18 protein-coding genes are annotated in these 18,436 nt (G+C 69.2%); 11 read left to right on the plus strand and 7 right to left on the minus strand.

What is annotated here, in order from left to right; all coding sequences use genetic code 11:
* The first annotated feature begins 441 nt into the window (after positions 1-441).
* Positions 442-1,857 (plus strand): hypothetical protein, encoded by a 1,416-nt coding sequence (locus tag HNP44_RS08295; RefSeq protein WP_259143069.1) that lies wholly within the window; start codon positions 442-444, stop codon positions 1,855-1,857.
* A 71-nt stretch (positions 1,858-1,928) separates the two neighbouring features.
* Positions 1,929-2,270, plus strand: coding sequence for a DUF1801 domain-containing protein (locus HNP44_RS08300; protein WP_259143067.1), 342 nt, complete (start codon positions 1,929-1,931; stop codon positions 2,268-2,270).
* Between the two features lie 19 nt (positions 2,271-2,289).
* On the opposite strand, the gene HNP44_RS08305 is transcribed toward HNP44_RS08300, so the two are convergent.
* From HNP44_RS08305 to HNP44_RS08335, 7 genes are all read right to left on the minus strand, one after another.
* Positions 2,290-2,727 carry a VOC family protein gene (locus tag HNP44_RS08305; RefSeq protein WP_259143066.1) on the minus strand — a complete coding sequence of 146 codons (438 nt, stop codon included), beginning with the start codon at positions 2,725-2,727 and terminating at the stop codon, positions 2,290-2,292.
* 113 nt (positions 2,728-2,840) lie between these two features.
* Entirely contained in the window at positions 2,841-3,848 is a 1,008-nt protein-coding gene (locus tag HNP44_RS08310; protein ID WP_259143064.1) for a GAF domain-containing protein, read from the minus strand.
* Positions 3,849-3,918: 70 nt separating this feature from the next.
* Entirely contained in the window at positions 3,919-4,686 is a 768-nt protein-coding gene (locus HNP44_RS08315) for an alpha/beta fold hydrolase (protein WP_259143062.1), read from the minus strand.
* A complete protein-coding gene (locus tag HNP44_RS08320; RefSeq protein WP_259143051.1) occupies positions 4,683-5,861 on the minus strand; it encodes an acyltransferase family protein in 1,179 nt (392 codons plus the stop codon). Before HNP44_RS08320 ends, HNP44_RS08315 begins: the two co-directional genes overlap by 4 nt.
* Positions 5,858-7,075: an MFS transporter gene (locus HNP44_RS08325; RefSeq protein ID WP_259143048.1), complete on the minus strand. Its 1,218-nt coding sequence runs from the start codon at positions 7,073-7,075 to the stop codon at positions 5,858-5,860. Before HNP44_RS08325 ends, HNP44_RS08320 begins: the two co-directional genes overlap by 4 nt.
* Entirely contained in the window at positions 7,072-8,262 is a 1,191-nt protein-coding gene (locus HNP44_RS08330) for an acyltransferase family protein (protein ID WP_259143045.1), read from the minus strand. The genes HNP44_RS08325 and HNP44_RS08330 overlap by 4 nt, the downstream gene beginning before the upstream one ends.
* Entirely contained in the window at positions 8,259-9,167 is a 909-nt protein-coding gene (locus HNP44_RS08335; RefSeq protein WP_259143043.1) for a zinc-binding dehydrogenase, read from the minus strand. The genes HNP44_RS08330 and HNP44_RS08335 overlap by 4 nt, the downstream gene beginning before the upstream one ends.
* A gap of 508 nt (positions 9,168-9,675) precedes the next feature.
* Between HNP44_RS08335 and HNP44_RS08340 the strand changes: the two genes are divergently transcribed.
* The 9 genes from HNP44_RS08340 to HNP44_RS08380 all read left to right on the plus strand — a co-directional run bounded on the left by HNP44_RS08340 (position 9,676) and on the right by HNP44_RS08380 (position 18,299).
* A complete protein-coding gene (locus tag HNP44_RS08340; protein WP_259143041.1) occupies positions 9,676-10,902 on the plus strand; it encodes a sedoheptulose 7-phosphate cyclase in 1,227 nt (408 codons plus the stop codon).
* The gene (locus HNP44_RS08345) at positions 10,899-11,651 is read left to right on the plus strand and encodes an SDR family NAD(P)-dependent oxidoreductase (RefSeq protein WP_259143032.1); all 753 of its coding nucleotides are present in this window, start codon (positions 10,899-10,901) and stop codon (positions 11,649-11,651) included. The genes HNP44_RS08340 and HNP44_RS08345 overlap by 4 nt, the downstream gene beginning before the upstream one ends.
* Positions 11,652-11,660: 9 nt before the next feature.
* Positions 11,661-12,311 carry an HAD-IA family hydrolase gene (locus HNP44_RS08350; protein WP_259143030.1) on the plus strand — a complete coding sequence of 217 codons (651 nt, stop codon included), beginning with the start codon at positions 11,661-11,663 and terminating at the stop codon, positions 12,309-12,311.
* The gene (locus tag HNP44_RS08355) at positions 12,308-13,315 is read left to right on the plus strand and encodes an ROK family protein (RefSeq protein ID WP_259143028.1); all 1,008 of its coding nucleotides are present in this window, start codon (positions 12,308-12,310) and stop codon (positions 13,313-13,315) included. Before HNP44_RS08350 ends, HNP44_RS08355 begins: the two co-directional genes overlap by 4 nt.
* The gene (locus HNP44_RS08360; RefSeq protein WP_259143026.1) at positions 13,312-14,391 is read left to right on the plus strand and encodes an alcohol dehydrogenase catalytic domain-containing protein; all 1,080 of its coding nucleotides are present in this window, start codon (positions 13,312-13,314) and stop codon (positions 14,389-14,391) included. Before HNP44_RS08355 ends, HNP44_RS08360 begins: the two co-directional genes overlap by 4 nt.
* Entirely contained in the window at positions 14,388-15,185 is a 798-nt protein-coding gene (locus tag HNP44_RS08365; RefSeq protein WP_259143018.1) for a sugar phosphate isomerase/epimerase family protein, read from the plus strand. Before HNP44_RS08360 ends, HNP44_RS08365 begins: the two co-directional genes overlap by 4 nt.
* Complete coding sequence (locus tag HNP44_RS08370; protein WP_259143015.1) at positions 15,167-16,207, plus strand: zinc-dependent alcohol dehydrogenase; 1,041 nt, start codon at positions 15,167-15,169, stop codon at positions 16,205-16,207. Before HNP44_RS08365 ends, HNP44_RS08370 begins: the two co-directional genes overlap by 19 nt.
* A gap of 3 nt (positions 16,208-16,210) precedes the next feature.
* Positions 16,211-17,419, plus strand: a complete 1,209-nt coding sequence (locus tag HNP44_RS08375; RefSeq protein ID WP_259143013.1) for an MFS transporter — start codon at positions 16,211-16,213, stop codon at positions 17,417-17,419.
* 187 nt (positions 17,420-17,606) lie between these two features.
* Entirely contained in the window at positions 17,607-18,299 is a 693-nt protein-coding gene (locus tag HNP44_RS08380; protein WP_259143777.1) for a GntR family transcriptional regulator, read from the plus strand.
* Positions 18,300-18,436 lie beyond the last annotated feature (137 nt).

The raw sequence follows: 18,436 nt of genomic DNA on the forward strand, positions 1-18,436 counted from the left end.
CCGTTCACGATAACGGGCCGGGCGGGGCGACGCGGAGCAGCGGCCCGAGTGCACGCACATCCGCTTGTTCGAATTAGATCTTTAGCATGTCTATACGGCCATTGATTGCGCTTGCGATCGCCATTCCCTCACTCTCAAACGGTTACGAATACGCCGATTGGCCAGCGCGGTTAGATCGCAAACAACTGTAACGGGTTCTGTTAGATCTCTTAGGATTTCGCTACTGGTCAGTAGCTCAAATCGGTTTGAGTGAATAGCTTCGAAAGCTATTGGGAAACCGTGGAAATACTGATAACTTCAGAACTCCCAGGAGATGCACAGGCGCCGCTTTAGGCACTCGCACCGAGCGCAGACGCCTCTATTTTCTGCTGGGTCCACATCCCTACCGACCGGCACACTCGATCGAGCGTGCCGAACCTTCATGAACCGGAGGTCCTCCCCATGTCCCCTTCGTCACCCAAGCACGCTCGGAAGACGGTGCGCCGCAGCGCTGTTGCTGCCACTGCCGTCGCGGCAGCTGCAACGCTTACCGTCGCAACTCCGGCGACCGCGAACGCCGCACCCACTGGTATTCCGCAGGTCGATGCCATCCTCGCTGCCGCCCCGCTCCTCCCCGGCGGCATTCCGCTGGCGACGATTCCGATCATCGCGCCGCAGATCAACCAGGGCGTCGCGGCCTGGAACCAGATTCCCGTTCTCGGCGGCCTCATCCCGGTGAGCAACACGTCGGGCGCGATCGTTTCTTCGGGTCAGGTGCCGGGCGCACCGGCCGGTTGGCTCGGCGTCGGCCAGCAGGACACCTTCGCGGCCGGTGCTCCGCTGGGCCTCGGCGGTCTCTCCAGCACCACCTACGGTCTGGTCGGTGTCGGTCCGGGGCTCGGCGTCGGCAGCGTCGGCGGCAACGTCACCACCATCAACGGCCCGTTGGGGAGTGCGCTGGGCCTGAACACCTCCCTCAGCGCGATCACTGCAGGCGGCCTCACCACGTGGACGCCGTCCCTCGGACTCAATGCGACCGCGCCGCTGGGCCTCGGCGGTGCGACCGCGACGATCGTGCCGGTGACGGTGACGTACGGCGCCAACACGTTCATCGTGGGCCTCCCCGCCATCAACCTGGGCCTCACCACTCCGCTGGGCGGCGGCAACCTCGTTCTGAACCTCGGCAGCATCGGGTTCCAGAACGGCCAGCTGGTCCTCGTCACGCCGAGCCTGAGCGGCACCGTCACCACCCCGCTCGGCGGCGGAACCGTCGGCGTGACGCCCGGGACGATCACCGTCGGGACCGGCGGCCTCACCGTCGACGCTCCGGACGTGACGGCCGGCGTGAACGTCGGCAATGTCGTCACCGCAGGGCTCAACGTCAACGGTGGCGGCGGCAGCGTCACCCCGGCCGGCGTCTCGGTCACCGGACCGTCCGGGACCGGCACCGTCTCGACACCGGTAGGTACGGGCACCGTCACGGCCAGCACGGGCAGCGCCTCCGCGGGCTCGAACGGCGTCTCGGTGACCGGCCCCGCCGCCAGCGGCACGGTCACCACCCCGGTCGGCGTCAGCGGCGGCGCCGCGGTATCGACGGGTTCGGCGACCGTCGCGACCAACGGCGATACCACGGTGACCGGCCCGACGGCCACGGGCAACGTCAGCACGCCGGCCGGCAGCGCAAGCGGCCACGTGGAGACCGGCAGCGCGTCGGTCAGCCCGAGCACCGGCACGGCGTCGGTGACCGGCCCGTCGGCCGGTGCCGAGGTGACCACGCCGGCCACCGGCAGCCACGGCGTCGAGGCCGACACCGGTTCGGCCACGGCCAGCTCCAGCGGCGTCAGCGTCACCGACACTCCCTCGGTGGACGTGCACTGATACCCGCTGTGACCGACCGAGCGGCGGCCGGGGTGTTCACACCCCGGCCGCCATCGGCGTATCTTTCGACGATGAGCACCGACTGGCGAGAGCACACCGTCGAGCAGATCCGCGGCCTGATCCTGGAGACCGAGCCGGATGCCGTCGAAGAAGTGAAGTGGCGCAAGCCCTCCAATCCTGACGGCGTGCCGACGTTCTCGCTCGGCGGCCTGCTCTGCACCGTCGAGACCTACAAGGACAAGGTCAAGGTGACTTTCGCCAAGGGGGCCTCGATCGAGGATCCCGCGGGGCTGTTCAACGCGAGCCTCACGGCCGGCACCCGCCGAGCCATCGACATCACGGAGTCCGACGCGCTCGACGAACCAGCCTTCCGTGATCTGATCACTCGCGCAGCGGCGCTGAATCGGTCCTGACCCGAGGATCGGCGCACCGCTACTTCTTCTGGATCTCCTCGGCGAGCATGACGATGATGCCGCTGGGTCCGCGGACATAGGTGAGCTTGTAGATGTCCTCGTAGACGCCGACTCCGCGCAGCGGGTGACAGCCGTGCTTCGCCGCGATCGCCAGTGCCTCGTCGAGATCGTCGACCGAGAACGCGACACGATGCATGCCGATCTCGTTGGGGAGCGTCGGCTCCGTCTCGATCGCGTCGGGGTGGATGTACTCGAACAGCTCGATCCGCCCCTGGCCGTCCGGGGTCTGCAGCATGGCGATCTTGGCGTGGTTGCCGTCGAGGCCGACGGCGGTGTCCGTCCACCCTCCGCTGACCGTCTGGCGACCGATCACCGTGAGTCCCAGATCGGTGAAGAACGCGATCGTCGCTTCCACATCGCGCACCGCGATCGCGACGTTCTCCAGTTTGATGGCCATGATTCCGAGACTATCGATCGTGTGCCGCCACCGCAGCTCGCCTGGAAAGGTCACGGCGATGGACGCCGTCTTCGTCCGAGGGCCGGCCCGACACCTCGTCGAACATCGCGACATCAATCGCGATCGAGGTGTGGAGCGCCGGAGTTCCGCCCGGCCTGGCCCGATGCGCGCGACGCGATGAGCAGGCAGACGACGGTGGGCCCGTGCCCGATCATCCGGTCCAGCTGCACGTGCACCGTCTCCCAGCCGTCGCGCAGGTGGAGACTCACCTCGGTCGATACCGGGCGTCCTGCCGCGACATCGGCACGGATTCGTTCGACGTCGACGGGATGAAGGAGCGGCTCGATTCCGCTGGCCACGGCACGTGGGACCTCGGGAGAACCGCTGCCGATCCAGGTCATCACGCCGCCGTGGCGAAGATCCAGCATCGCTGCATAGCGGTCCGACCGATCGAGGCTGAGCCGCAGGGCGTCGTGATCGACCGCGGCGTAGGTGGCCTCCCATGGATCCAGACGCGCAGTCACGTCCTGGTCGACGCCCCTGATCAAGGTGCGACCCTCGACCGTGATGATGCGACGAACGGACCTGATGAGGTGATCGGAGCCGTCGTCGTGGCGGGCCAAGAACTCGTTGACGAACGAGTCGCCGGGCGTCGGGTCGTAGACGCCGCGCATCGCCTTGGTCACTTCGGCGAGCCCGGGAACGCGCTGGAAGACATCGGCCAACCCGAAGGGAGTGGCGATGCTCCGGCGCTGTTCCACGCCGTACATCCGCTGGAAGTCATCGGTCCAGAAGGACCGCAATGGCCTCCCGGGCTCACCCACGATCCATTCGTAGGCTGCGGCGAACGGTCTCGTCGCGAGGTCCGGTTCACCGATGCCCAGCTGAACGGCGTGCACCCTCTTCGACGGACCGAAAACCGGAACCGCGCGGACCGCATCGCCGTCGGCGATCGCCACGTCAACCGGCCGCCCGGATCGCTGCACCGCGGCGACCGCCTTCAGCGCAGCGACGCGGACGCCGGTCCGCAGGTACGTTCCCAACGGCCGGAAGTTCCGCGCACGGTCGTCCTCGGACACGACCGTCGGAACCTCCGACAGAGTCTCGACCAGGAGCCACATGGATGGAGGATAGCCATCACGGTCCCGTCGCTCTCGGTACGAACGACGGGGCGGAGGGGCTTAGGTCTCGCTACTCGAGGAAGTCGCTCACCAATGAGAGAACCTTCTCCGGCTGCTCGACCAGCAGCATATGACCGCTGTCGACCTCCGCGTAGGTGCTCCCGACGACCAGCTGTGCGAGCTCCTGCACCTTTTCAACCGGCACGATCGCATCCGCCGTTCCCGCCACGAGCAATGTGGGCGCGGTGATCCGAGGCGCCAGGTCACGGATGTCGATCGTGACGTTCAGGTCGATCTGTCGCGAGGTCCCGACGTGTGGGACGGTGCCGCGCACGGCCTCGTCGACCCCGTCACCGAGCGCCGCGAGGAACTGGGGGCTGAACAGGGACAGCACGAGGAACTCGCCGTACGCCCGATCGTCGAGGTCGGCCAGGCGGCGCCACAGGCCCATGAACAGCTCGTGCCGCGGGTCGGGTCCCGCCCACCCCGCCAGCAGGACCAATCGGCGCACCCGATCCGGGTACCGGCCCGCGTACGCCGCCGCGAGCACGGCCCCCAACGAGAAGCCGAGAAGGTCGACGGGACCGTCGTGGGTCCGGTCGTGGAGCGCCGCGATCCGATCGAGGATGACGTCCAGGTCGACGCCCTCCAGATCCGGCTCATCCCCCGTTCCAGGGAGATTCGGACGGAGGACACGGTGACGTGCTGACAGCGCCGGAAGCAGATGCCCGAAATTGAGATCGCCGTCGGCGCCGGTGCCGTGGATCAGGAGAAGTGGGGTTCCGTCCCCGTCGTCGAAGTAGTCGAGCTCGGAGGCAGGAGTGGCGTGAAAAGTCATAGTGCGCCTTTCTGGGGTTGGGAGGAGCGGCGGAACAGACGAGGAGCCTCGCGAGCGCCGAAGCGGCGCATGGCCGGGCGTTCGACGAGGGTGTGCAGGGCCCATCCCGCGAGCACGGTCGCGAGGAAGAACCCGAGGAGGACGAGAACGGCGACGGGTGTGGAGTACAGGCGCCCGTCCATGACCTTGGTCCGCACCGAGTACATGAGGACGTACTGCGCCATGTAGAAACCGAAGGAGATATCGCCGAGCCACTGGAAAGCGGGAGTCGCCATCAATCCCGTCCGTCCCGACAGGTCGGCCACGGCGAACGACCCGACCACCAGCAGCAGCGGCACGACCAGAACCACCGTCAGGCTGAACAGGAACGGCGCACGCAGGTCGATCAGGTACGCCGCGACGAGCAGACTCACCGCCGCCGCCGGTCGCACCGCGGGCCACCGTCCGGCGACGACGATCCGCGCGACGACCATGCCGAGGACGAACTCGAAGAGCCGCATCGGGGGGAAGTTGTAGCCGAGCCAGAACTGCAGCGACGAGATGGGAAACCCCTCCGGGGTGCGCGGCAGGCTCGGGACCGCCACCTGCACGACCAGTTCGGCGATCACCATTCCGAGGACCAGCGCGCCGACCACCGGCCACAGGTGCGCCTCCCGCAGGCGCTGGATCCACGGGATGAGGAACGGGAACAGGAAGTAGAAGAGCAGTTCACTACAGAGGGACCAGCTGGGCGGGTTCACGCTGATGTACGTGGCGTGATCCGGACTCCACGAGTGGAGCAGGAACAGATTGAGCAGCGCGGCGGGCCACGGCGTGGTCCACGCCGCGTAGAGCACCATGGCGAGCAGCCACATCACGACGTGGGTCGGGAAGATCTTCGCAGCCCGTCGCCGCCAAAAGGTGGTTCGGGGTTGCGGCCGCCAGGTCCACGTGAGGATGAATCCGCTGAGCACGAAGAAGAAGGACACACCCATCCAGCCGGCCTTACTGAAGGCCGCCTGGTAGGCGTCGCCGATTCCCCGGTCCGCGAACGGGTTCTGGGGCGGATCCCAGAACGAGGCGTGGAAGAAGAAGACGAGCGTCGCCGCGACGAAGCGCAGCCCGGTGAGGGACGGAAGGGCGGGCCGGCGGGCGGGCGCGGTCGCGACCACGCGCGCGTCCGGTGCGGCGGTCACGACGCCTCCGCCCGGTCGACGGTGTTCACGGCGCCCGGTCCGGCAGCATCCGTCGCCGGGGAGCCGTCCGGCCGCAGCCGGGCGTTGAGGACCGTGACGAAGACCCAGCTCGCCAACGCCAGCCCGGCGGCCGCGAAGGCGATCGACGCGGCACTGCCTGTTGCCTCGAGGACCCGGCCCCCGAGCAGTGATCCACCGGCCGCTCCCACGCCGAAGGCCGACATGTTGGCGGTCAACGCCACGTTCGGGGCGGCAGCCGCCGCGGTGAGCACCCGGGTCTGCAGCAGCGGGATGAGGGCGAAGGTCGCGACACCGAAGAGCACCAGCGCCGCGACGGTCAACGGGACTCCGCGTACGAGGCCGACCAACGCGCAGCTCGCCGCGAAGGCGATCCCCGTGGCGAGAAGGCGCGGCGGGAGGTTGCCGTTCGCGAGGCGGCCACCGAGGACGTTGCCTCCCAGCGAGGCGATGCCGTAACCGAACAGCGCGAGGGAGAACCCGAGTCCGGTGATCCCGGCCGCCTCGTCGAGGGTGGGCTGCAGGTAGGTGATGATCGCGAACATCGCGGCCGAATAGAGCGCGGTCGCCGCCACCATGCCGCTCACCTGCGGTGCACGGAGCACGGCGAGTTCATCGGCGAGCGTGGCTCCGTCGCCGTCGGCGTGGGGCTCGGGCGGCCAGACGGTCAGGGCGATCAGTACACTCGCGACGGCCCCGAGCAGGCCGATCACCGCGAACGTCCAGCGCCATCCGGCGAGGCCGCTGAACCAGGTTCCGAGCGGGACGCCCACGACCGTCGCGAGGTTGATCCCGAATTGCATGGCCGCGACCGCGGAACCGGACTTGCCCGCCGGGGCCGAGCGCTCGGCCAGAATCACGACGACCGCCATCAGCGTGCCGTGGATCGACGCCGTCAGCACCCGACCGAGCAGGAGCACTGGGAAGGTGGGGGCCAGGGCGACGACGGCGGTACCCGCGGCGAACACCAGCAGCAGTGCGACGGCGATCGTGCTCCGTCGGTACCGCAGTGTCACCGCGGTCACCACCGGGCCGAGGAAGGCCATGGTCAGCGCGTACACGGTCACCGTCAGCCCGACGGTCGCGAGCGAGACACCGAACCGGGTGGCGAGTCCTTGCAGGATCCCGCTCGGGATCAACTCGGACGTACCGACCGCGAAGATCGCGAGGATGAGGGGAAGCGCTCTGCGGCTCATGCCACGGTCTCCGATCTCGCGCCGGGCGCGGGCAGGTGCGGGGCTGACGAAGACGGTGGTTCCACGGTCTCGGGGCGGGTCCGTCGCCGCGACCATCGTGCGTAGGCGGGCTTCTCGACGAACGTGTACAGGGCTGCGCCGGCGGCGATGCTCACCGCGAGGTACAGCAGTTCGATGCCGATGGCAGCGGGGGCCTCGAAGCTCCTCGTCCCGAGGAGTTTCCGTCCTTCGACCAGGACCAGGGCATGCGCGAGGTAGAAGCCGAACGAGATCTCCCCCAACCACTGCATGCGTCGGCCGCGCAGGACGCTCGAGCGGCCCGTGAGGTCACCGTGCGCGACGGTGCCGATCAGCAGCACGACCGGAACGAGCATGGTGAGTCGGACGCCGACCAAGTACGGGGTCGCGTACGAGAGCGCGTAGAACGCCGGGAAGGACGCGAGGACCACTGCGATCGGTACCTGCCGCCACAGGCCCCTGACGAGGATCGTCCCCAGCACCAGACCGGCGACGAAGTCGAACAGTCGCGACGGAGGGAAGACGTAACCGAACCAGTACTGCAGTTCGGACAGCGGCAGATCGTCGGGTGTGTGCGGCGACGAGGAGAACAGGAAATAGGCCAACGCGACGCTCACCCCGACCGCCGCGACCGCTGCTGCCAGTGCCGGCCACAGCGCACGGTCGGGAAGCCGGCGGATCAGCACGTAGACGAACGGGCAGCAGAGGTAGAAGAACAGCTCCGTCGACAACGACCAACTGGGCGGGTTGACACTCAGGAAGGTGGCGTAGTCGGGGACCCAGGTCTGCAGGAGCGTGACGTTCACGCCCGCCTGGGCGACGGTCGTGGTCGCGGCGGCGAACAGGACGAGGGCGATCGCCCAGGTCACGATGTGATTCGGGAAGATCTTGACGAGCCGGCGCCGCCAGAACGCGCCCTTCGGCTCGCCCGGGCGGTCGATGTACGCCATGACGACGCCGGAGAGCACGAAGAAGAAGGTCACCCCGAGACCGCCCGCATAGCGAGCCGCCGTCGTGAAGGCATCGGCGATGCCTCCCGTCTCGAAGACGGAGTTGGCGGGCTTCTGTAGCGAGGCGTGGAACAGGAACACCGACAGCGCGGCGAAGAAGCGCAGACCGGTCAGCGAATCGAGCCGAGGACGCGAGGCACTCGGCGCTGGCGCGGTCACGAGGTCGCCCCCGGATCGGGCACGAGGAGCACCTTGCCCCGGCTCCCCTGTTCGACCCGACGGTGCGCTGCCGCCGCCTCGCCGAACGGGTATACGGCCGCGACCGGCTGCACGAAGACCTCGCCCGCGTCCACCGCGCGGACGACCTCGCGCAGATCCGCGGCGTCGACCTCGACCCCGAGGTGATGCAGTGTGAAGTCACCGGGGTCGGGCAGCGCGAAGGTCGTGATCGACACGTAGGTGCCGCCTGCGACGACGTGTCGCACCGTCTCGGGCCGACCGGCGCAGTCGATGATCACATCGAACCGCTGATCCTTCAGATCGACGTCGGTGAGCACCTCCGCTCCGTACCCGAAGTCCTCCACCGCTCCGCGCCACGTCGCGACGTCGGTGGCGCGGACCAGCAGCGACAGGTGCGCCCCCGACCGGGCGGCGAACCCGGCGGCGAACTGCCCGACCGCGCCTTGGGCTCCGATGACGAGTGCGCGAAGGCCGGGTGCGAGTGCGGCGGCCCGGACCGCCTGTAAGCCCGTCAGCCCGGCCAGGGGAAGTGCGGCGGCGTCACGCAAGGGCACCGACGCCGGTGCCTGAGCGAGGAATCCACCGTCGATCGCCACGACCTCCGCCGTGCTCCCGATACCGGTGCCGAGCTGGGCGGTGGTTCCGATCACGCGATCGCCCGGTACGAAACCGGTGGCCCGCTGCGCCGACCGGACGACACCTGCGAGGTCCCATCCGATCACCGCCGGAGTCCGAGTCGGGATGAGACCGGACCGGGTGGCGACGTCGACCGGGTTGACCGCCGCGGCGACAACGTCGACGACGACGGCCCCTTCAGGAGTGGGCACGTCGACGACGTGCAGCACGTCGGGCGGGCCGGGCCGGGCGAACACGACCGCCCTCATAGGTTCACCCGCGGGGTACGGACGGCGGCGCACGGACGGGCCGGTGCGACCGATCGGGTGCAGAAGGCGACTGTCGACATGGGGAGACTCCTGAACGGATAGGACGGCGATCGCCGTCGTTCGTTGCGGTGCAACCGCACTCGTCTCCCGTCCGCAACGGAACCACACCGGCCACGGAGCCGCAATCCCACACATCGTGATGCCGCTCACATTGACAGTCGCAATGGTCGTGGAGGACTCTCTTAGCAGCGGCAATAGTCGCACCGCCCACGAGTCCCGCCCGACTCTGGAGCCCATCAGGACCGCGCCATCGGACATTCAGCCGTCCGGCCGTTCCTTCTCCCGCGCGACGTCTCCCACCAGCACGGCGCGTGAACACCACACTGCTCGAACCAGCTTGCTCCGCCGGCGCTCGGCGCTGGCAGGCGATACCGCGCGTCCCCGCTCACCGTCGAGCGGGGCCCCGGCATCCCCTCGAACCGAACTCCGTCACCGATGGGACTTCGCGATGCGAAACGGCACCAGATTCCAGCAAGGGCTCCACCACACCGTCATCGACCAGACCACCTGGACCGTCGAGGCAGTCAAACAGGTCCGATACCAGGTCGTCGAGGCCAACGGCCTGTTCCGGCCCGAGAACGACCGACTCCTCACAGCCTGCCCCGAAGCGCAGATCCATCGGGGAGACCGTCGGCTCGTCGTGGTCGACCACTCCGTCGACCTGCTCCACGGCGACACGATCCGGTCCTACTTCGCGCACCACGGCATCGCGGCGACCGTCATCCCGCTGCAGGCGCACGAGGCCGCCAAACAATGGGACAGCGTCACCCGCGTCGTCGACGTGATGAATGCCTTCGGGATCGACCGTCGCCGCGAGCCCGTGCTCGCGATCGGTGGCGGCGTCCTCACCGACGTCGTCGGGTTCGCGGCCAGCCTGTACCGCCGCGGTACCCCGTACATCCGTATCCCGACCACGCTCGTCGGGATCGTCGACGCCGGGGTCGGCGTGAAGACCGGCGTCAACTACGGGACCGGGAAGAACCGCCTGGGCACGTACGCCCCCGCAACGGCGACCTTCCTCGATCGGACGTTCCTGCGCACCGTCGACGCGCGGCATCTGAGCAATGGTCTCGCGGAGATCCTCAAGGTCGCCCTGGTGAAATCCGCGGAACTCTTCGAGGTCCTCGAAACAGCGGGCCGCGCTGTGCGAGACGACCACTTCCAGGGCAGCACAGCCGAACTCGATTCCGCCGCAACGGCGATCATCGCCGAGGCGATCCACCTCATGCTCGAGGAACTTCAGCCGAACCTGTGGGAGTCCACTCTGGAACGCTGCGTCGACTACGGTCACACGTTCAGCCCGACCGTGGAAATGCACGCCCTGCCCGCACTCCTCCACGGCGAAGCGGTCAACGTCGACATGGCGCTGACCACCGCAATCGGTCGACTCCGGGGCGACGTCACCGAGACCGACGCGGAGCGGATCTACCGGGTGATGGAGCACCTCGATCTCCCCCTGTGGGACCCCTCGCTCGACGAACCCGATCTCCTCGTGGACGCACTCGCCGATACGGTCCGCCACCGCGACGGTCAACAGCGGCTCCCCCTCCCGGTGGGTATCGGGCAACACCGATTCGTCAACGACGTCACGCCCGAGGAGATCCGGCGAGCACTGTTCGCTCTGCGCCAGCGCGCCGGCGTTCCCGAAGCCAGCACCACCAAGGAGAGCGCATGAGCGAGCAACAGACCGCCGTCGTCGTCGGCGGATCGACCGGCATCGGCCGCGGTATCGCCGACTCCTGGGCCGCATCGGGATTCGAGACCCACGTCTTCAGCCGGTCACGCCCCACCGGAGACGGCAGCGAGCTCCTGCAGTGGCACCGACTCGACTTCCGCGACCTCGTCGCAGCTCAGGCGGTGCTCGCTGCCGAACTGCCCGATCGGATCGACGTCGCGTGCTACTCGTCGATCTACTTCACGTTGCGGCGCGAGAACTTCGTCGACGTCGTACAGACCGATTGGCTCGACCAGTTCGACATCAACGTCCACGGCCTGTTCCTCACGCTCCGGGCGACGCTCCCCGCACTCCGGCGCGCGGCGCCCGGACTGTTCCTGCACGTCTCGTCCGAAGTGGTCTACAACGCGGGTCCCGGCAGGGCGGGCTACACCGCCACCAAAGCCGCGGCAAGCGCCCTCATCGACTCCGTCGCCGAGGAGATCGATCCCGCTGAGGTCAACTTCGTGCAGACGTTGCCGGTCGGGATGGTCGACTCGCCGGGCATCCGCGCCCGGCGACCCGCTGACTTCGACTACAGCGACTACATGATTCCCGCCGACTTCGGACCGCTCGCCGCCCATCTCGCGGCGACCCGCGGGCGGGACCACGCCTCGGATGTCCTCGTGGTTCACGAGGACCGGACCTGGGCCTCCGTCACCGACGGGGTGCCCGTCTCGCAGTCACGTCCGCTGACCACACAGGGCTGAGGAGACACGATGACGGACCTCAGAACCCCCACGGCACTGCTGTTCGACATGGACGGGACCCTCGTCGACTCGACCGCGCTCGTCGAAAACACCTGGGGCGACTTCGCCGAGACGCACGGCCTCGACCTCGCGGACGTGCTCGCCTTCGCGCACGGGCGGCCGACGGCGGCGACGGTGCACCACTTCTTGCCCGACCCCGACGTTGCCGCCCGGGAGACCGCGCGACTCGTCGCGTACGAGGAGTCGACGACGGACGGCGTCCGCGAGATCCCCGGCGCCCGTTCCGTCCTCACGGCACTCCCGGCGCATTCCTGGGCGATCGTGACCTCGGCGAGTAGGACCCTCGCCCGGAACCGTATGCGCGCCGCGGGACTTCCCCTTCCTGGAATCCTCGTGAGCGCGGACGATATCGTGCGCGGCAAACCGGATCCGGAGGGTTACCTCCTCGCGGCCGCGGCGCTCGGCGCCGACATCACCGCGGCGACCGTATTCGAGGACTCCCCGGCCGGGGTGCGCGCGGGCCGAGCGAGCGGCGCGCGCACCGTCGTCATCGGCGCGCTCACTGATTTCGACGCCGAGTTGGAGAGATTTCCGGACTTCACGGCGCCCGCGCTGGTAGCCGCGCTCCTCGGCGCGCCCGCGCAGGCGGGTCGCCCATGACCGCGCCCGTGTCCGTCACCGCACCCAGGTCCCCTTCCCCCGAGGTGGCACGATTCGCCGCCGATCTCGGAGGGACCTGGCTGCGTGTGCGGAAATGGAAGGGCAGCACCGTCGAACACACGGCGGCGCCGAGCCTGCTGAACTTCCCCGGTACTCCCGTCAGGGAGCTGCAGGACCGTCTGGTGGAAGTCCTCGCGACCGCGGCCCCGCTGGGTGCCGACGCCGTGATTTCGTGCGGGGCCGCCCTCGACCACACCTCGGGAATCCTCTACGGCTCCGGGCCCCTCTGGGGCGCGACGGACGAACCCTACGACCTCGTGGGAGCCCTCCGTGGCGCCCGCCCGGACGTCACGTGGACACTCGTGAACGATCTCACAGCCGGCCTGGCCGATTTCGTCAGCCGGCGTGCCGGATCCGGCACGCGTCGCGCCGCGTACCTGACCGTCAGCAGCGGAATCGCACTCCGCACGGCCGACCTGCGCGACCGGACGATTCCCGTCGACGAGAACGGGCTCCAGGGCGAGGTCGGCCACTTGCCGACCGGTGTCACGTTCGACGGCGGTGACCCGCTCGTCTGCGACTGCGGAGTCGCCGGTCATGTCGCGGCGTACTCGTCCGGCCCGGGGATCGAACGACGCGCCCGTCGCGCCGGCGTCCAGCCGGAGGTGACCCACTGGCTCCCCGCCGCGCTGGAGGCGAACGACCCACTCGCGCAACGAATCTTGGGTACGGCCATCGCCCCGATCGCGGGCCTGCTGCGCACCGCGTGGTGCCTCGATCCGCACCTCGACCTCGTCGGAGTCGGAGGCGGGGTCGTTGCAGGCATCGGCGCGCCGTACCGCACGGAGCTGCTCACACAGCTCGGTGTGGCCACCGGGTACGCCGACCGGGGGTTCAGCCGGGAATGGCTGGAGAGCCGGCTCGTGTTCTGTGCGGCAGGCGACGTCGACTGCCTCCGCGGCGCAGAGCTGATGCGCGACGGCTTCCTGACAGCGGCGATGTGACCGCGACGCACCGCGCCCTCGTCCGTCGCGCACCGGATCACACGGGCAGGACCCTCGTCGACGTCGCGCAGGTCCCGACCCCCACCCTCGCCGACGGCGACCTCCTCGTCGCACCGGTGGTCGCCGGAATCTGTGGAACCGACTGGCAGATCCTGCGGGGCGAGAGGCCCGACCCCAGCAGGATCCTGGGACACGAGGGCGTGGCCCGGGTCGTCGCCGGGGACGGCACACTCCAGGTCGGCGGACTCGTGACGGTCAATCCGACGCACCCGACGGATCCCGGTTTCCTCCTCGGCCACAACGTTCCCGGCATGTGGTCGGAGCGCACCGTCGTCCCCGCCGCGGCGGTGAACGCCGGGCTCGTGCTGCCCGTACCGGAACCGCTCGCCGACCCGACACTCGTCGGCTCGCTGGCGGAACCGCTGGCGTCCACGATGTACGGGCTCGAGATCGCGCGGTCCATCGCGCGCCCCCGTTCACTCGTGGTGTGGGGTGACGGCATCGTCGGGCGCCTCGCCGCGATGCTCTGGACGCGGGAGCTGCCCGGCCTGCGGGTGCTGCGTGTGTCGCGGACCGACGCCTCGGATCCCGTCCTGCCCGCGCGACTTCGGGACCTGCCCGGCCCGGTGGCGGCCGTCCTCGCCACCCCCCGATCCGGCACCGCCGACGCGCTCACCCTGATCGACCGGCACGTCGACACCGAGCTGCTCGTGGACGTGCACGGCGGCATCCGCGCAGGCCTACTCCCGCTCCGGTCCGGAGCCGTCGACGCCGCAGTGATCCGCGCCGCGAACTGCTCCGGCATGCCTCACATCCCCGTGCACGTGTCGCTCCCGCGGCCCAACTGTGCGCCGCTCCACCTCTACGGCCATCGCGGCGTCGCCGACCGGCATCTGCTCGCGGCCGTCGACCTGCTCGTCGGAGCCCCGTCGGAGTTCGCTCCTGTCCTCACGCACGTCGTCGACCTCGACGGCGCCGCGGACCTCATTAACGCCGTCCTCGAGCGGGGCACGCGCACGCACGGGGAACGCCGTGTCCTGAAGTCCGCAATCATCGTCGACGGGATCTCGCCGTGACGGGCGCCCGATCGACCTCGATCACCGTCGACGTACCGCAGTGGCGGATCGGCGACGACCTCGCCGCAGCCGCTGCGGCAGCCCGGTCCGTCGCAGCGGACGGTCTACAGATCGATTTCGGCGGAGCGCATCGCGGTCCGCGCCTCGATCAGGGGTACCGGCTCGACGAGGCTCGCCAACTGGCCTCGTCGCTCCCTGTCACCGCGTTGGCCGTCAACCACGCCAACGACCTCGGTCTCGTCACGGACGACGGACGCCCCAATCCCGCGGCGACCGCGCTCTTGCGGACAGCGCTCCGCTGCGCCGTGACGATCGGCATCCCGGTCCTGCACGTTCCGGGGTTCCGGCGAAGCGCTCCGTCATCGCCCGCCCGTGTCGCCGGCACGGCCGCCGTATTGCGGGAAGCCGTCGACGACGCTGCGGTGCACGGAATCACGGTCGCCTACGAGTCCGCCCTCGACGGCCACGCAAGCATCGCGCTCGCCGAGACCGTCGGGCGGGGTGCGCTCGGACTCGTCCTGGACGTCGGGAACCTCGTCGACGCCGGGAACGCACCCGCGGACTTCGCCACGGCCGTCGGCGGTCGCCTGCATGCTTGTGCCCACGTCAAGGCCTCCGTGCGCGCGCCGTCTGTCGAACCCGTGGCCTTACTCCCCCAGAGTCCCGCCATCCGCTCGGTGCTCGTCGAGAACGACTACCGCGCCGTGCCCGCACGACTCGCTGCGGATGTAACCGCAGCCCGGAACCGCTTGTCGCAGAATCCCGAAGGAGCACAATGCGCGCGATCACACTGACCGCACCCCACACCGTGACCCTCGCGGAGGTGCCTCCCCCGTCGGCCGGTCCGGGCGAAGTGGTCGTCCGGGTAGCACTCCTGGGGTTGTGCGGGACGGACCTCGGATTCTTCGACGGCAGCAGCAACTACCTGCGGGACGGGCTCAAGGCGTACCCGTTCGTTCCAGGGCACGAGTGGGTGGGCCGGGTCACCGAGGTCGGGGCGGGCGTGCCGGACGACCTTCTCGGCACCCGGGTCGCCGGCCACAACTTCCGGCCGTGCGGCCGGTGTGCCGAGTGCTCGCGGGGCCGGATCAAGTACTGCCCCGAGCGCAGCGAGATCGGGGTTCTCGGACCGCACCAGGGCGCGGGGGCCGAGTGGATCGCCGTCCCCGTCGAGACCCTTCGCCGGATTCCCGACTCCATGTCGGATGCCGCCGCGACGCTCCTCGAGCCCACATCCGCGGGAATGCACGCGGTGGTACGTCTCGCCATCGGCGCTACGGACCGGGTCGCTGTTCTGGGCGCAGGGACGCTCGGGCTCGCCGCGGCACAGATCGTCCGCTCCCGCGGTGCTGATCTCGTGCTCTTCGATCCGAATCCCGTTGCCCGGGCACTCGCTGCGGAGCTCGGGATCATCGCCATTGATGTTCCTCGCGAGGCTGACCCGGGCGCCTTCGACGCGGTGATCGAAGCGTCAGGAAGCGAGGCCGCAGCGCGTGCGGCGGTGGATCTGGTCGCGCCGGGCGGCCGCGTGGCGCAGTTGGGGACGCCCCATCACGACGTGAATGGATACCCGGCTGCGACCCTTGTGATCCAGGACGCGACGCTCCACGGCGTGCTGTCGGGCGTCGGCTACTGGGACCCGCTCATCGAACTCGTCGAATCGGGTGTGGTGGACCTGGATTCCCTGGTCGACACCGTGTATCCGCTCGCCGCTGTCGACCGGGCTTTCGCGCACCTGGCCTCCGGGGCGCGGGCGCGTCCCAAGGTGCTCCTCTCTCTCGGTCCGGAGACGACCGGCCCGGCGCCGGGGGCCTAGCCCGTGTCGTCCATCGAGACCCGGGAAGAACTGGACGCAGCGACACTGATCCGCCTCGCGATCCTCGCCTGCGCGACCTTCATCTACGTCACCTTCGAGGTCTTCCCGGTCGGGCTGATCTCCGAGATCGCGCGCGATCTCGGGCAGCCGGAGAGTCGGATCGGGCTCCTGGTCAGCGGCTACGCCGTGGTGGCCGCGATCGTGACGATTCCGTCGGTGGCGTTCGCCGCCCGGATCTCGCGGGGCACGGCCCTCGTGGCGTCGCTGGTGGTCCTTGTGATCGCCGAGTTGTTGACGTCCGTCGCGGTGAACTACCCGATGATGGTCACTAGCCGCGTGGTCGCGGCCCTGACCCACGGCGTCCTGTGGTCGCTGGTTGCGCCTGCGGCCGCGGCCCTTGTGCCACCGAAGAAGGTCGGAGTGGCGACGGCGATCGTCTTCGGCGGGCCGGCGCTGGCCGCGATCCTGGGCAGCCCCGGAACAGCTCTGACCGGCGGCCTGGTCGGTTGGCGGAACACGGCGCTAATCCTGGCGATCGCGACCATCGCGATCACCGTCGGTGTCGCGTGGGCGGTGCGCCCCCGTCCGGCGGCATCGGCGCCGTCAGTCCGCGTCGCCGGCACGGGCGCTCCGGCTGCGTCGATCGCCCAGTGGAACGTGGTCGCCGTCCTCTGCGTTCTCACTCTGGTTCTCGTCAGTGCGCATTTCGTGAGCTTCACCTACTTCGCCCTGATCGTCGACCAGGTGACGCGCTCCGGCGGCACGGTGCTCTTCCTCGCGGTGTTCGGCGTTGCGGGGGCGATCGGCACCGTCCTCGTCGGTCGATACACGGACCGGTCACCGCGCGGCACCGCGATCACCGCCTTCGCCGTCTTCCTCACCGGTGCCGTGCTCCTCGTCGTCGGCCAGGCCGGCGGCCCGACCACCGTGCGGTACGCGGTCCTCGTCTGCGCGGTCGTCGCGTGGGGTGCCGCCTACGCGGCGATCGGACCGGTCCTGCAGTCCGGTGTCATCCGCGCGTCGGCGGCGGACGCGGACCGCGCCTCGTCGGTCTACGTCACCTGCTATCAGGTGGGTATCGCAGGCGGTTCCGCGGTCGGGGCAGCGATCCTCGACCGCTCCATCACTGCTCTGCCCTGGATCACGGCGGGGCTCGCCACCGCGGCTCTCGCGTACGCCCTGTCGTCGCGCGCACGTTCGACGTTCCCGTAGCAGGTCGTCACGCCCGATGCCCGGCGTCGAGCCGGCCCGGCCCGCGTGCCCAGTGATACCACCGCGCCGCAGCGGGGATGGTGGCCACACCACCTCGCGCACTCCGTCCACTATCTGGACCGCCTGCGCGATATTATCTTTGAAGTTTCACGGTCAAGGGCGACGGTAGGAAGCGGGTGTGGTCACGATGAACGACGTCCCCACGCGTGGGCGTCCGAAGCGGCGCCAGCTACCCGACGAGGTGGCTATCTACGTGCGCGAGCAGATCATGTCCGGCATCATGCGCCCCGGCGACTTCCTCCGGATGGAGCCGATCGCCGAGGCCGTCGGGGTATCCATCACACCAGTACGCGAGGGGTTGCTGACGCTGCGCAGCGAGGGATTCGTCACTCTGGTTCCGCGCCGCGGCTTCCAGGTGGCGAAGTTCACCCGGCAGGACGTTCGCGATCTGCTGTGGACACAGGGACGGCTCGCAGGAGAACTCGCTGCCCGCACCGCGAAGAAGGCTACCCCTGAGCTCGTCGAAAGGCTCAGAGCGATCAACGCCGCGACGATGGATGCCGCAGCAGCCGGTAACACTGAGCGGATGGCTGATCTGGGCCACTCCTTCCACCGGGAGATCAACGTGGCAGCCGACTCCGACCGACTCGCGCGAGTCCTCGCCGGAGTAGTCAATCATCTGCCGACCCAGTTTTACGCCTCCATCGAGACGCACGTCGAGGCGACCCGTCTGCAACACTGCGAAATACTCGACGCTGTGGAGGCTCGGGACGCGAAGAACGCACGCAAGATCATGGAGACGCACCTCGTGGACAGCGCCGACCACGTGATCGCGATGCTCGAAGAAGCAGGGCTCTGGGCGGAAGAAACCACCGCCTGACCCGCCCCCAGCGGCCCATGTCGGCTGCACTCCGCACAGCGCCTCTCTCCCACCTGATCGTGTTCTCGAAGATGGGTTGGCGGCCCGCTCGACAGGGGCATGCGACGCGGCGGATCATCCGGCGCGCACTCGACGTG

This window comes from Tsukamurella ocularis, from assembly GCF_024807615.1.
GTDB lineage: Bacteria > Actinomycetota > Actinomycetes > Mycobacteriales > Mycobacteriaceae > Tsukamurella > Tsukamurella ocularis.

Coding starts and splice junctions, on each gene's coding strand:
- HNP44_RS08295 (WP_259143069.1), top strand. CDS start 442: ATGTCCCCTTCGTCACCCAAGCACGCTCGGAAGACGGTGCGCCGCAGC.
- HNP44_RS08370 (WP_259143015.1), top strand. CDS start 15,167: ATGCGCGCGATCACACTGACCGCACCCCACACCGTGACCCTCGCGGAG.
- HNP44_RS08315 (WP_259143062.1), bottom strand. CDS start 4,686: ATGACTTTTCACGCCACTCCTGCCTCCGAGCTCGACTACTTCGACGAC.
- HNP44_RS08350 (WP_259143030.1), top strand. CDS start 11,661: ATGACGGACCTCAGAACCCCCACGGCACTGCTGTTCGACATGGACGGG.
- HNP44_RS08305 (WP_259143066.1), bottom strand. CDS start 2,727: ATGGCCATCAAACTGGAGAACGTCGCGATCGCGGTGCGCGATGTGGAA.
- HNP44_RS08300 (WP_259143067.1), top strand. CDS start 1,929: ATGAGCACCGACTGGCGAGAGCACACCGTCGAGCAGATCCGCGGCCTG.
- HNP44_RS08310 (WP_259143064.1), bottom strand. CDS start 3,848: ATGTGGCTCCTGGTCGAGACTCTGTCGGAGGTTCCGACGGTCGTGTCC.
- HNP44_RS08335 (WP_259143043.1), bottom strand. CDS start 9,167: ATGAGGGCGGTCGTGTTCGCCCGGCCCGGCCCGCCCGACGTGCTGCAC.
- HNP44_RS08340 (WP_259143041.1), top strand. CDS start 9,676: ATGCGAAACGGCACCAGATTCCAGCAAGGGCTCCACCACACCGTCATC.
- HNP44_RS08380 (WP_259143777.1), top strand. CDS start 17,607: ATGAACGACGTCCCCACGCGTGGGCGTCCGAAGCGGCGCCAGCTACCC.
- HNP44_RS08325 (WP_259143048.1), bottom strand. CDS start 7,075: ATGAGCCGCAGAGCGCTTCCCCTCATCCTCGCGATCTTCGCGGTCGGT.
- HNP44_RS08355 (WP_259143028.1), top strand. CDS start 12,308: ATGACCGCGCCCGTGTCCGTCACCGCACCCAGGTCCCCTTCCCCCGAG.
- HNP44_RS08345 (WP_259143032.1), top strand. CDS start 10,899: ATGAGCGAGCAACAGACCGCCGTCGTCGTCGGCGGATCGACCGGCATC.